This is a genomic window from Negadavirga shengliensis, from assembly GCF_042652345.1.
Lineage (GTDB): Bacteria > Bacteroidota > Bacteroidia > Cytophagales > Cyclobacteriaceae > Negadavirga > Negadavirga shengliensis.
Genome location: NZ_JBHSJJ010000013.1, coordinates 18424 through 32881, shown reverse-complemented (window position 1 = coordinate 32881; position 14458 = coordinate 18424). Strand labels below are relative to the sequence as shown.

Genomic DNA, 14458 nt, shown 5'->3' with positions numbered 1-14458 from the left:
TTATTTACTGAACCTGAACCAATCTACATCTGCAAAGCCGGAGTCATTGGTTGTTGTTTCCCGGATCGCAAACAGGCCTACTTTGGCCCCTATCCATTTTCCGGGTACTGAGGTAAAGGCTTTGTTGACCTCTGTGAAGTTTTTTCCATTCTCACTGTAACTGAACCGGCATATGCCGCCTTCCAGCACTTTTACCCGCAACTGAATTTTCCCGCCGCTCACTTGGGTCAGCACTTCTTCCGTATCGGATTTTCCGTGCTCAGCATCGGGATTTTCCACATACACCAGGTAAATACCATCCCTTTTGCTTACCAGTGAAAGGTGGGCGTAACGCATGCCCATGACCAATAACCCGGCTCTCTCGTTCTCCAGCTTCTCATTGGGTTTAAAGGTCAATTGGGTGGTCACCGTGAATTGATCAGCAGGGAACTTTTGCAAAAGTAGGTTGGGCACATCCCAAAGGTTTTTACTTCCCTCGGGGACCTGGCTGGTAAATAACCTAAGCTGCTTTTTGGCAGGATTGGCAAAAGCCCATGTGGTCTTGGGATTGGCATGCCACTGCCATTGCAGGCCGATATCGATGCCATCAAATTCATCGGAATCCGGAGGTGTCACAAGGGAGTGATTTTCGCCTATATCAGGCTTGCTGTACGTCATAACAGGCTGTCCGTTACCGTCGGTGTTGACATCTTCTCCGATTACAGGCCAGTCGTTTTTCCATGTCAGGGGTTGTAAATGTACGATGCGGCCGTAAGCCTCTCTGTCCTGAAAATGGACAAACCAGTTTTCTCTGTTGTCCAGTTCCACCCATCCTCCCTGGTGAGGGCCGTTGATGGGTGTATTTCCCTGGGACATTACTGTTTTTTCTTCGTAGGGGCCATAAGGGTTTCGTGACCGAATGGCAAGTTGCCATCCGTTTGTGACCCCGCCCGCCGGGGCAAAGATGTAGTAGTAGCCGTTTCTTTTATAGAATTTGCTGCCTTCCACAGTAGGATGGGCATCATGTCCGTCAAATACCAGTTTGCCGGTGCCGGTGATTTTGGTTCCTTCAGGATTCATGGGCTTGACCACCAGGACACTTTTGATGCCTGCTCTGCTGCCGGCATAGGCATGGACCAGATAGGCTTTGCCGTCCTCATCCCAGAGGGGACAGGGGTCGATTAAGCCCTTCCCTGCTTCTACCAGTACCGGCTCGTCCCAAGGTCCTGCAGGATCTTTGGCTTTAACCATATAAATACCAAAATCAGGGTCACCCCAATAAATGTAAAATTCTCCTTTGTGGTAACGGATGGCTGGCGCCCAAACACCGTCTCCATGTCTGGGGGTGTCAAAATGGTCAAAGGGAGGCTGCCTTTCCAAGGCATAACCGATCAGTTCCCAGTTGACAAGATCTTTGGAATGCAATATGGGAAGGCCAGGGACCGCATTAAAAGAAGAGGCGGTCATATAAAAATCACTGCCGGCCCTGCATATATCGGGATCTGAATAGTCGGCATGGAGAATGGGATTGCGGTAGGTGCCGTCTCCCAGGTCAGCTACCCATACCTCTGATACAGGTTTTTGCTGGGCCAATGTGGTAAAGGTTACTGCTAAACTTAAAACAAGGAGGTTGAATAATTTCATTTTAAAATATTCTGTAACTAAGGAAGGGCAGTTAATTGATTAAAAGGGCTGAACTTTTCTATAAGCGTGGTTTTTAGTGCACTGATCTCCCCAATGCAGAGGTGGCGTATCGGTTTAGAAGTATACCGGAAATCAAAAGCGGATACAATGTGCATCCGCTTTTGAATGACAGTCTACATATAGCCTTCGTTTTGGACAAACTCGTCTTTGTTTGATATGGCGTCAAGTTGGGCTTGGGGAATGGGCCTTACCATATGGAATGGGCGGATGTTAGGGGCGGCATCAGGATTATGTGCCTGAACCCTTTCCACCAGCTTTCCTGTCCTTTTCAAATCAAACCAACGCAACTGCTCGCCGGCAAACTCCCTTGCTCTTTCGTCCAGGATAAGATCAATGGTGAGTGCGCCGGGCGATACTTCCATTTCGGTTTCATGTCCGGGATATGCGGCTCTCCTTCTCACTTCATTGAAATGGTCAGCAGCTTCAGTGAGGTTATCCAGATTCATTTCAGCTTCAGCCACAATGAGGTACATTTCTGCCAAACGGATGACAAAGGCATCGCGCTGACCCTGTTGCTGTGAAATGGTAGCCCTTGATGGATCCAGGAATTTTTTCAGAGACATGTAGCGATCCCTTACACGGGGTTCATCGTCAGAACCATAGGTACGGCTTCTGTCAATGGTTGTGTAAGGTCTCGCATCTTTATCATTATTGGTCAAGGGGTATTTTGTCGCAAAAATTGCGGTATCGCCTTCCTGGAAGCTAACGGATTTGGTGCTTCCATCAGAAAGAGGCAAATTGAATGTGCCGGGGTTATTGGCGTACCATACGGTCTGGAAGGTGGCATGGAACCTGCTGTCCACATTTTCGTCAAAGAGATCCAGGAGGAAAGCGGTAGGCATAAACCGTGCGAAAGGCCGGCCGTTTTCAATGTCTCTCAGCATCCCTGGCAATTGATCATAGGTCATTAGGAAGAACAAATGATTGTTATTACCGCCGTCTCTCAACAGTATATCACCATCCGGACTTTCCAGTTCCCGGTTAAGGATCAGGTCGGCGGTGAAATTGACATGCCATACGATTTCCGGATTCCTGATGTTATTGATATCCCACAAATCTGCGTAGTTGTCTACCAGGGAATAGGAATAGTTGTTGATCACCCTTTTGGCAAGTGCCGAAGCCTCGGCATTATTGCCTCTTGTCAGGTGCATTCTTGCCATAAAAGCTTCAGCAGAAGGTTTGATGACTCTTCCGTATTCATCCGAACTTTCGGGTAGATTGTCTACGGCAAATTGCAAATCCTCAAAAATCTGTTCATAAAAGCGGTCAACAGATGTACGGTTAGCCGTTGTCTGCACAGAAGTCACTTCCTCAAGTGAAAAATGCACACCTCCCCAGGTTTCTACAATATGCCAGAGGTAAAAAGCTCTGAGAAATCTTACCTCAGCCTCCCGCATGGTTTTAAGGTTATCCGGCAAAGGGGAATCCTGCAATCTTTGAATTGCCGCATTGGTGGTATTCAGGGCGGAATAGAACCGGGTCCAGTAAAAGTTAATAGGGTTATTGGCCCCGGAAAGATCACTGTTGTACATGGCCACCGGCGGGTTTTCCATACCATTCCCTCTAGTGAAAATGTCCGTACCTGTTTCGGTCAACGCGATGCCGTTTTCCTTACCATACCAGAACCTCATTGGCGTATAGCAGGAATTGACCAAAGCTTCAATACCCTCAGGGGTTACATAATAGCCGTCAGCGGTCAGTCCACTCTTGTTTTCTTCATCCAGAAAATCGGCACAGGCCACCAAAAGGCCCATGAGTGAACAAAGGAATATCTTATTTATTGTTTTCATAATGAGTTAGCACTTTAGAGAATTACAAATCGATGTTTAGACCAAATACCATTTGCCGGGTCATGGGGAAACTGAGGTTTCCTCCCCTTTCCGGGTCATAGGGGCCCATGTGGCTCCACACGAAGTAATTCTTGGCAGTGGTGTAAACCCGCAATCTGGACACCGACAATCTTGAAGCGATCTGCCGCGGCAGATTATAAGCCAGTGTAACATCTCTGATTTTCAGGAAGGAACCATCTACATACCTAAGTGTGCTGTAGTACCTTGTACTTGCCCGGCTTGTTCCGGCATTGGGCCTTGGATAGGCGTTTGTGGGATTCTCCGGGGTCCAGTAGTCCACCACCGGACCGTTTTCCAAGCCATCAATTTTATAGGAACCATGCGCTTCACTGATGATGGTTTGACCTACCCGCGCAAACAAAAAGAAATTCAGTTCAAAATTCCTGTAATTCAGCCTGTTATTGATTCCCAAGTTAAAGCTGGGGACATTGCTTCCTATGATCGTTCTGTCCTCAGGAGTGATTACGCCGTTTCCATCCTGGTCCTTGACCCTGATCTCTCCGGGAAGCTGTTGGTTTTCTGCCGCAAGGCTCTCTTCGCCCAGTTGCCATATACCGAGTTTCTCATAGTCATAATAGGAAGTAATCGGATATCCCACAAACCAGCTATTGGCAAGGTCTCTGTCACCTTCTACCAGTTCCCTGATTTCTTCCCTGTTAGCCCCAAAAGTGAAGTCTGTAAACCAACTCAGGCCCTGGGGTCTGTCCATATTGATGGTACTCAACAGAACCTCGACACCCCTGTTTCTGGTTCTGCCTACGTTATCCCATGAGGAAGTAAAGCCGGAACTTGTCGGAAGGGCTCTCTGCATCAGCAAATCCCTGGTGTCTTGCTGATAAAGGTCTACAGAGCCTGTTACCCGGTTGTTCAAAAAGCCAAAATCAATGCCGAAGTTTGTCGAAGCAGTGGTTTCCCAGCCCAGGTTGGAAGCAGCGATCAGGGAAGGATAAAATCCGAATGCCGCCACTTCTGATGCGCCCCTGTCAAATGCATAGGTGCTTTTTGAAAGACCTCCCAAGGTTTGATAAGCTGATACGGCGCTGTTTCCGGAAATACCATAGCTGAGTCTGAATTTCATTTCAGATAATGCATCCACATTTTTAAGGAAGCCCTCCTCTTTGGCTATCCAAGACAATGCTGCTGACGGAAAAAAGCCCCATTTGTTGCCCGGAGCGAGCACTGAGGAACCATCCGTTCTCAAAACACCTGTGAAGAGGTAGCGGTCCCTGAATTTATAGTTAACCCTTCCGAAGAATGATGCCAGAGAAGTTCTCCTGTATTCGCTGCCCACCCTGATGGCGTCTTGCGTGGCGCCCATGTTGTGGTACAACATCGTAGAGGAAAGCAAGTCCCTTCCTTCGGCAAAATTGGTTTCAGTGGTGGTGGCCCAAATGCTGGTACCCAACAATACTTGCAGGTTATGCTCTCCAAAAGTATTGGTGTAATTCGCGAAATTTTCCCAGGTAGTTCTGGATGCGGAATGGTTGGTCAGGCGGGCCAGCGACAAGCCGTTGGGTCCTACCTCTATGGTGTTGGTGGCTGAAAACAGCCCTCTTCTTGAGGTAGTATTGTCAATGCCGAGTCTTGAGGTAAAAGAAATTTTGTCTGACAACAACCAATCCAGGCTGATGTTGCCGAAAAACCTGCGGTTCAATTCATTGTCCTCGTAATTTCCGGGCACTTCATCCATCAAGGGATTAAGGGTAGAAGCGTCACCCACGGGGAATGTCAGCACATTGCCTGCTCCATCGTAGGCGGGTCCCAGAGGACTCATTTTATTGGCCTGGTTCAGAGGGTCTCTTCTTCTATCATGATCCCTGATCGTATACATCAGGTTGGTGGAAAGCTTCAGGTTGTCAGCGACTTTATAATCCACTGTCATTCGCCCGCTGTACCGGTCCAGTTCGTCATTTACCAGTAGCCCTTTCTCGTTAAAATATTCCATAGAGAAATAGTAGGAAAGCTTATTGTCTCCCCCTGAAATCCCCACTTGGTGGTTTTGTTGGCTTCCCGTTCCAAGCAGTTCTCTGGCCCAGTCCGTATAAATTCCGTTTCTGAAATTGTCAAGCTGGGTAGGGTTAAAAATGTTGGCGTCATCCTCAGGCCCGTTCCATTCCCCGACGGTTCTTCTGGCCTCTCTTCTCAAATCCACCCATTGTGGGCCGGTCATGATATCCGCATAGCCGCCCATAGTCTGGACACCGTAGTAACTGTTTATTGAAATTTGACTTTTGCCTTCGGCTCCCCTTTTTGTGGTGATCAATATTACCCCGTTGGCGCCCAAAGTTCCGTAGATGGCGGTGGAAGCGGCATCTTTCAGCACCTCAATCGAGGCGATGTCATTGGGATTTACGTCCATGGTGGAGCCATAGATGATCCCATCCACCAAAATGAGCGGCTGGTTTCCTGCATTCAGGGAACGGTTACCCCGGATATTGAAATTCAGTCCGGCTCCTGCCTGCCCGCTGGATTTGGTGAGGTCCAGTCCGGGTACTTTACCCTGCATCACTTCCAGGGCGTTGGTAACAGGAATGGCGGTCAAGTCTTTATCTCTAACGGAAACCACTGACCCGGTGAGGTCGGACTTTTTAACGGTTCCGTATCCTATGACAACCACTTCTCCGAGATCCTGCATGTCATCCACAAGTTCCACATTGATGACGGACTGTCCTTCTATAGGTATTTCCTGGGTGGTGTATCCTATAAAGGAAAAAGCCAGGGTACCGTTTCTGTCGGGTAATTCCAAAATATAGTTGCCGTCCACTTCGGTGGTGGTACCGATTGACGTGCCTTTAAGGACCACCGTTGCACCGGGTATGGGTTCTCCGTCTGCCGAAGAAACTACTTTTCCGGAAATTTGGAGACCTTGTGCTAATGCAAACGATTGTACACACAGCCACATGAATGCGCTCATTATAAAGCACACCTGCCGTTTCCAGGGCGGGCTGTTAAACACAGCCGCATCCCAACTTTTTCGTACTGTTTTTGCCATAATTTTAAGGGTTTATTTGATAATAATTGTAGTTAATTTATCTACCGATGATAGGTTACTGATGTTCCTGGCCGACTTCATTTCCTTCCATATAAATATGGAAGATCAGATAATCAACAGCCTGACTTTAAACGTTAAACAGACGTTTGTGCAAACGTTTGCATATTTAACGCAAAAAAACAATAAAACAAAATATCCGTGCAAAAAATTGAAACGGGCGGGCGGAGGAATCGGATTTTCAGGAAAATCCCTGGAAGGCAGCCTCATCAAAAGTGTCTTTTCCCGGATCCGCCCTGAAATTTGCCGGGCGTGGATCCCGTCCTTTGGGAAAAAGAGGAGGTAAAATGCTGGAGGGAAGAAAAACCGCAGCTGTAGGCCACCTCAGAAAGGCTGCAAAAAGGGTCTTTTCGCATCATTTCCTTGGCCTTTTCTATTTTAAGGTTGATGATATAACTGTTTGGCGGATAACCCGTGAGCCTTTTTACCTTTTCGGTGAATTTGGTTTTTCCCATGCCGAAATTTTCCGCCAAAGATTCCACGGCCCATTTATTGGTAAGGTCTTCCGTGACCATATTCTCCAGCTTATAAATAAAGGAATCTTCCTCATTCAGTTTCTGTCTGCGGCTGGTAAGATGCCTATGGAGGTCGATCAACAGATTTTCCAGAAGGTTAACCACAATGATTTCATAACAGGGCTTCTGTTCCATTAACTCGTTTCTGATCCCTACAAAATACTTTTTGAAAGCTTTTGCCTTTCGGATCACGATGCCCTTTTCTCCCGCGATCATTTCTCCCAGTCTCATCTGGAACGTGTAAGTGAGATTTGACCAAAGACCCAGGTCCAACGGCTCCTCGGGACTGAATTTTTCGGGCTTTAGTATGATCCAGTTGATCTGTCCCATGTCCATTTTGCCGGCAGGGCTGCCGTTCCAGTGCCAGGGGGCGGTGATGGACAGGTCATCAGGAAAGAGTTCCACGGACTTGTCCTCGAAGACCCAGTCGTAGCGGCCGCTTTCTATAAAGTGGATTTCGATGCCATCATTGAGATGCGGGCGCATGTTGTCGTCCATCCTTACTTTGGAAAACTTCATGCTGCCGAATTGCTTGAAAAAGGGAATTTTTTCCAAGGGACCCTTATTCTCTTCATGCCACCATATACCAGACTCTCCGGATTTTGGGTTATTCATAGTAGGGTCATGTTAAGGATGATTTGCCAGTGCTTCTAACCATGTTATTGTTCAGTCGGTTACCGGTCTGTTGCAGGCGCGGTTTGTTTAATCGTTGTTTGTTCCCCTAAACATTCAACCTCCAAAACAGTTGAAGTTCTTCTGTCCAATCTTGAGAAACAACGGATGCAGCCAGCACACCGTGCCTATTTACAGGTAACCTAACAGTGGTCGGCCCCAGTTGGGGTTATGTTGTCCAAAGATAGTCAATTGGGGATTGTACAGCAAAAAATATAATCTATGGCAAATATCCGTTTTGGTTTACTATTCAGATAAATATGGGTAACGGCCGTAGGACTGCTTTGGAAGTTTTACCGCAGCAGGAATTACCTGATTTAATCATCCATATAAAGGAAGAGCACCACCAACCTTCGCAACCTGGTTTTGGGTTAGCAATACACTTAGGTCAAAAAATAAACCAATATACCCAGGGCTACACTTGCTCCCAATACCGTCAGCATATTGATTTTGTACCTAAACAAAGCAACAAATGCTCCAACGGCGATTATTAAAGCCCACCAATCGACGGTGTCCCATACAGGAATATCAAAATTCAAACCCCAACCGACAAAGGTTCTAACTTCTCCAAACAAGGTGTGGATGGAAAACCAAACACCCAAATTCAGTACGACCCCGACCACTGCGGCTGTAATGGCAGAAAGAGCGGTGGTGAGCGATTTGTTGCCACGCAGGTATTCTATGTACGGCGCACCGGAAAGGATAAACAAAAAACAGGGCACAAAAGTCATCCAGGTAACCAATACGGATGCCAGGATTCCGGCCACTACAGGATCGAGGGCGCCCGGAAACTGATAAGCCCCCATGAACCCCACAAACTGCACGACCTGGATCAAAGGACCGGGGGTGGTTTCGGCCATGCCCAGACCATCGAGCATCTGGCCGGGCATCAGCCAGCCATGGGTCTGGACTGCCTCCTGTGCGATATAAGCCAAAACCGAATAGGCTCCCCCAAAAGTCACAACCGCCGCTTTGCTGAAAAACACGCCCTCCTGCACAAAGACATTTTGGTCCCCAAGTACCAAAAAAAGAACGGCCAGCGGAACCAGCCAGATCAGAAGCCAAACGGTGACGGTTTTCAATGTTCTTCTAAAGGAAGGTCTGGAAGACCGGATGGTATGTCCCGTCGGGGAGCTCTGCCCGTTTTCCCTGACGGTATGTCCTTTGATGACATAAAACTTATCTTCCCATATTTTTCCGCCGGCCAGGCCTGTCAATCCCGCTGTCAAAACGATCAACGGGAAAGCGATATCAAAAAAGAAAATCGCAATAAATGAGAGGACGGACAAAGAAACCATCACGCCGTTTTTGAGCGCCCGGCTCCCGATTTTGAACACAGCCTGTACCACAATGGCCATCACGGCAGGTTTGATGCCGTAAAATATAGCCTGTACCAACGTGACATCACTGAATTCCGCATAGAGGATGCTCAATATCAGGATGGAAATAAACCCCGGCAAGACAAACAAGGATCCGGCAACCAGGCCGCCCTTTAACCCGTGCATCAGCCAGCCCAGATAAATGGACAACTGTTGTGCTTCCGGGCCGGGAAGCAGCATACAGTAATTGAGCGTATGTAAAAACCGGTTTTCATCTATCCATTTTTTTTCATCCACCAGGAACCTGTGCATTACGGCAATCTGTCCGGCAGGTCCGCCGAAGCTGTATAGCGCTACTTTTATCCAGACTTTCAGTGCTTCCCTAAAGCTTACATCTGAAAAACCGGCCGGGGAGATATCAGGGTTTTGGTTCATATAGAAGCATTATAAAGTCGATTTACGAAATTTACTCGAAGGGCTTGCTTTCCCAAATGATACCTTCGCCAATGATTATTTTTTATTGCGTTCAATCCCTGTAAGTACAAGGATGACGTCTAAAAAAAAGCCATGACCTACTGTTTCAGGTCCACTTACAAAGATAATCATGGTATTTCCTTTCCATTTTCCCGTCAAGCTTTGTGTTTATCCAAGTTATGACTTTTCCAACTGAATAAAATACTTGAATGTCAAAAGCTTTGTTCAAAGAAAACCTGATGGAGAATAAGTTTAAAAATGAGTAGCGTCAAATCAAATATTTCGCCTTGTCAGCTTGTGAAACTGCTGATTTCCGAGAGTCTTTTGTCCACCGATTCCACTGACCCGCCTGCCTGCCCTCCGTACGATTTCGGGAGGCGGGCAGGCGAGGCACGGTTGACACGAATTTCATAAAATGATTCAGATCGTTGAATCGGCTTCCCAAATAATAATTTTATTCATATAATCTCGTTCTTCGTACTAATTCCCCGGTATTGGCCGGGTGGGCTGTGTAAACCTGTCCCGTCCGCCAGCCGGCGGATCGGGATCCGCGGACAATAAATTTATTGGTCAATCCCAAAAATTGATCCTTGACTTAACAGTTCCGGAGTTTCGACCGGTAAGCCCAGTGAACATATAATAGCGCTGTCCCGGGAGTGAAATCGGGACAGCCTTTTTCCTATCAGGTCAAATAATGCTTTATTTCCCTGTTTGATCCAGGGCAGCCCTCAAGCCTCGCGCGAGATCTTCGGCCGGCCCTACTCCCCAGTAGTGGAGAAAGAATATCCTCGGTTCCTCGTGCACCATATGGTTGTGCAGGGCCACCACCTCAATGCCATTTTCAATCAGGGCTTTCACCACATTTTCCACCTCATGGGCCAACATGGTAAAATCTCCCGCCACAGCCGCTTTCTCAGGTGTCCCCTGCCAACTGGCCCAGGTATTGAAACCGAGAAATGTGCTGACAGGCGCTCCGTGTTCCAACAGGTTGACGTCCGGTCTTCCAATCGTGATCTTATACACGCCACGGCTGACTGATCCCGGGTGTCCTATGATTTCTGAAATACTTTCCGTATCCAATGTGTTTTCAACTTCGTCAGTTGGGCCGCTTGACGGGTTTTTGCCCCTGACTTCCTCTATCTTATCCAGCACGGACTTCACTTTCCTAGCCAAGGCTTCGCCGTCACCCATGCCGCCTATATGCATATACATGACGTTCGGGATGTTTCTCACAAAGTGGTTGTGAATGGCGGTGATGGTCAGGCCCTGGCTGATCACTTCCGCCTGCACCGGCCCCAGGTCTTTTTCCGTCACTATAATGTCACCCATAAGCATGGCGCCGTGAGGGGATGGGGCAAAAGCCGCCCAACTGCCCAAACCCATAGGTGGAATAATCTTGAAACCGTCCACGCGGATATCAAGGTCATTCTGCGGCACGGTGACTTTGTACTCACCATGGCTTTCTTCACCTTTTAAGCCAATGGCTTTTTCTATCGCGGGAATATCCAAGGGCTGTAAGTTGCTTACCGGGGCAGCGTGTGGAGCATCCGTATCATGGCCGGCTTCTCCAATTTGCGTGGTTTTTTCACCGCAGCCCCCAAGGCAAAACAGGAGAAATGAGGCGGCAAAAATACCGGGATATACGTGTTGAATTTTCATGACGTTGGGTTTATTATGGTCTGTTGATCTATCTAAGGTAAAGGTTTTCGAATGAATATGCTGTTTGACTTTTTAATTCCGTCAACAATTATTTTATAAAATTGACCGATGTACAATTTTAATAATGTGTATTCCATACAATTGCTAGGTTTGTTTCAGTTTACTTATAAATAATTATATATCATTTTGAAGAGTATCGACTGTGTTTAAACCAAAATAACCAAACCATATGAACAAGTTTATACGTTTATTGGCCCCGGCAATATTGATAGGTTGGTGGCCATTATTTCTCTGGGGAGCGGCCTTTCGCCAACCGGAGCTCCGGTATGTGGAGAATGACGAAAGGGTGATCCAAGGGGTAGTGAGAGACAATTCGGAGAACCATTCAATGCCGGGCGTTACCATCATGGTGAAAGGGACCAATACCGGCACCGTGACGGATGTGGATGGCAGTTTTCAGTTGACCGTGGAAGATGATGCAGCGGTATTGGTGGTTTCCTTTGTAGGATATATCACCAAAGAATTGGAGATCGGAAACCAGTCAAATTTTGAGATATTCCTGGATCAGGACCTCCAAAACCTGGAGGAAGTTGTCGTGGTGGGATACGGAACCGCCCGGGTAAGGGATTTGACCGGAGCCGTCTCCCGGGTGGGTGAAAGGGATTTTAACAAGGGGATAAATGTTTCCCCGGACCAGATGATCCAAGGAAAAGTGGCCGGCGTGGATATCGTCAACAACAGCGGCGCTCCCGGTGGCGAAGTGACCTTCCGGATACGCGGGGCTTCTTCTGTCAGATCGGGAAACCAGCCCCTTTTTGTGGTGGATGGGGTCCCTTTGGACGGAAGAAATACCAAGCCCAGCGCCACTGCGGGTGAACTGGGGACTACGGAAGGTTCCAATCCACTGAACTTCCTGAATCCAAATGACATAGAGACCATCGATATTCTAAAAGATGCTTCAGCCACGGCCATCTATGGCTCCAGAGGTGCCAACGGGGTGGTCCTCATCACCACTAAAAAAGGAAAAGCCGGTACCCCAACCATGAACCTGCAGGTGCAGTCAGGAGTCAGTACTTTGGCCAGAAGACCCGATATTATGGATGGACAGACATTCCGGCAGGCCCTGATCCACCGGGAGCTCCAGGACTACGACGGTGGCACCGAAGTAGATGCTTTCGATGCCATTACCCGTACCGCCCTTACCAATATCATTAACTTTTCCGTCACAGGGGGCAGTGACAAAAGCAGCTACAGACTCTCCGCAGGTTATCATGACCAACAGGGTATCATCAGCGGGTCAGGTATAAAAAAATATACGGCCAGTTACAACTCCAACTATAAATTTTTGCCGGATGATCGGTTGCAACTGGATATCAGCGTGATTGCCAACAACAATGTGGAGAATGGGGCGCCCATTGCAGAAAACTCGAATGTAAACGGCAGTTTGGTGGGAAACGCCATCGAGTGGAACCCTACGGTGCCTTTTAGGGATGCCCAGGGCAATTTTGTACAGAGGGTTTATCAGGAAAACGGCAGGAATGTGGCAGGCCTGCCCACCAACCCCATGGCTTTATTGGCATACTATCATGACCAAAGCAACATCACCAGTGTCTTGGGGAGCCTGGGATTGACTTATAAAATAGTGGAGGGCTTGAATTATCGCTTCAACGTGGGGGTAAACCATGTCAAAGGAAACAGGACTGTGGATACTTCTGGCGATCTTTTTCTCAGTACCATAACCGATCTTGGCTTAGGAGTGGTAAATACCTCACAACTCAACAGCAGTACAATCACCCATACTTTGACCTATGACAAGGAGTTTGCCAACTTGAGAATGAATGCCTTGGGGGGGTATGAGTTGCAGGATTACCGAAGCTACACCCACAATATCACTGCGAGGGGATTCACCATGTTTGACGTACGCGGAACTGACATCCTTCAGAATCCTTCCAGGGATAATGTGAGCGTGAATTCCTACCGAGACCCCACCAACCAAATCCAATCCTATTTCGGAAGGGTTAATCTTAACTTCTCGGACAAATTCCTGTTGACAGGCACCATGCGGGCGGATGGCTCCACCAAGTTCGGCGAAAACAACAAGTACGGCTATTTCCCTTCCTTCGCGGGCGCTTGGGTGATCAGTGAAGAGGATTTTATCCCGGCAGCCTCAAAAATCAGCAACCTGAAACTGAGGTTTGGATGGGGGCAGACGGGTAACCAGGAGTTCCCTGCAGGGGCCTCTCAGGACCGGTATGCTTTTGGTTTGCAAAGCCTGTCTTTGGTGAATGTGGCCAATCCTGACCTCAGGTGGGAGACCACGGAAACCTATAATCTGGGATTGGATTTTTCTTTCTTTAACTACAAGTTGTCCGGTTCCATAGAGTACTTTGATAAGGCTACCAAAGACCTTTTGTTCCAGTTGCCCGCGATCCAGCCGGCTCCCGCCGCCCAGTATTGGACCAATCTGCCCGCAACCATCCGGAACAACGGCCTGGAATTGATGCTCAATACCGTGGTGAAGGAAAGCCAGAACATCAGCTGGGAAATAGGGCTGAATGCCACTTACCTGAGAAACCAACTGACCAATTACACAGGTGCCCCAGTGCTCACCGGTCAGATCAACGGCAACGGACTGGGAGGGGGTAGTAATTCCCAGAGGTTGGAAAATGAGCAGCCACTATATGTGTTCAAGATGCTGGAATTCCTAGGATTTGATGAAAATGGTACCGCCCAATACTCGGATGGGGAGAAGTTTGTGGGGAACCCTAACCCCAATTTCCTCTTAGGCGTCAATACCTCCTTGGATTACAAGCAGTTCAATTTTTCCATGAGCATGAATGGCGCTTTCGGCCACCAGGTTTACAATAACACGGCCAATGCGGTGATTACTGCCGCCAATCTGGGTTTGGGCAGGAATGCCTCGGAAACAATTGGATTGGGGAATGAAAACCTGGGCAATGCCAACGTGGTTTCCACCCGGTTTTTGGAAAAAGCCGATTTTTTGAGGATGCAGTACGCGACAGTTTCCTATGATTTCGGCCCTGTGGGAAATACATTCAGCAATATCCGGATGTCCCTGACAGGACAGAACCTGTTTTTGCTGACCAATTACAGCGGATTCGATCCGGAAGTAAACACCAACAGGGGCGTGGGCGGCGTGCCTTCATTTGGGATAGAATACATTCCTTATCCTCCCGCCAGAAACTTTATGTTGGGACTGAGTGCATCCTTTTAAAA

General features: G+C 48.0%; 7 protein-coding genes. 1 reads left to right on the top strand and 6 read right to left on the bottom strand.

Annotated elements, in window-relative coordinates; translation table 11 throughout:
• The 6 genes from ACFPFU_RS19015 to ACFPFU_RS18990 all read right to left on the bottom strand — a co-directional run bounded on the left by ACFPFU_RS19015 (position 1) and on the right by ACFPFU_RS18990 (position 11221).
• Positions 1-1623, bottom strand: a complete 1623-nt coding sequence (locus ACFPFU_RS19015; RefSeq protein WP_377067032.1) for a glycoside hydrolase family 43 protein — start codon at positions 1621-1623, stop codon at positions 1-3.
• 173 nt (positions 1624-1796) lie between these two features.
• Complete coding sequence (locus ACFPFU_RS19010; protein ID WP_377067030.1) at positions 1797-3473, bottom strand: RagB/SusD family nutrient uptake outer membrane protein; 1677 nt, start codon at positions 3471-3473, stop codon at positions 1797-1799.
• Between the two features lie 22 nt (positions 3474-3495).
• Positions 3496-6525 (bottom strand): SusC/RagA family TonB-linked outer membrane protein, encoded by a 3030-nt coding sequence (locus ACFPFU_RS19005; protein WP_377067028.1) that lies wholly within the window; start codon positions 6523-6525, stop codon positions 3496-3498.
• Positions 6526-6791: 266 nt separating this feature from the next.
• The gene (locus ACFPFU_RS19000) at positions 6792-7712 is read right to left on the bottom strand and encodes a helix-turn-helix domain-containing protein (RefSeq protein ID WP_377067026.1); all 921 of its coding nucleotides are present in this window, start codon (positions 7710-7712) and stop codon (positions 6792-6794) included.
• 440 nt (positions 7713-8152) lie between these two features.
• Positions 8153-9523 (bottom strand): chromate efflux transporter, encoded by a 1371-nt coding sequence (chrA, locus tag ACFPFU_RS18995; protein ID WP_377067024.1) that lies wholly within the window; start codon positions 9521-9523, stop codon positions 8153-8155.
• A gap of 738 nt (positions 9524-10261) precedes the next feature.
• Positions 10262-11221: a DUF1259 domain-containing protein gene (locus tag ACFPFU_RS18990; RefSeq protein ID WP_377067022.1), complete on the bottom strand. Its 960-nt coding sequence runs from the start codon at positions 11219-11221 to the stop codon at positions 10262-10264.
• A gap of 229 nt (positions 11222-11450) precedes the next feature.
• On the opposite strand from ACFPFU_RS18990, the gene ACFPFU_RS18985 reads away from it, so the two are divergent.
• Complete coding sequence (locus tag ACFPFU_RS18985) at positions 11451-14456, top strand: SusC/RagA family TonB-linked outer membrane protein (RefSeq protein WP_377067020.1); 3006 nt, start codon at positions 11451-11453, stop codon at positions 14454-14456.
• Positions 14457-14458 lie beyond the last annotated feature (2 nt).

Coding starts and splice junctions, on each gene's coding strand:
- ACFPFU_RS18985 (WP_377067020.1), top strand. CDS start 11,451: ATGAACAAGTTTATACGTTTATTGGCCCCGGCAATATTGATAGGTTGG.
- ACFPFU_RS19005 (WP_377067028.1), bottom strand. CDS start 6,525: ATGGCAAAAACAGTACGAAAAAGTTGGGATGCGGCTGTGTTTAACAGC.
- chrA (WP_377067024.1), bottom strand. CDS start 9,523: ATGAACCAAAACCCTGATATCTCCCCGGCCGGTTTTTCAGATGTAAGC.
- ACFPFU_RS19015 (WP_377067032.1), bottom strand. CDS start 1,623: ATGAAATTATTCAACCTCCTTGTTTTAAGTTTAGCAGTAACCTTTACC.
- ACFPFU_RS19010 (WP_377067030.1), bottom strand. CDS start 3,473: ATGAAAACAATAAATAAGATATTCCTTTGTTCACTCATGGGCCTTTTG.
- ACFPFU_RS18990 (WP_377067022.1), bottom strand. CDS start 11,221: ATGAAAATTCAACACGTATATCCCGGTATTTTTGCCGCCTCATTTCTC.
- ACFPFU_RS19000 (WP_377067026.1), bottom strand. CDS start 7,712: ATGAATAACCCAAAATCCGGAGAGTCTGGTATATGGTGGCATGAAGAG.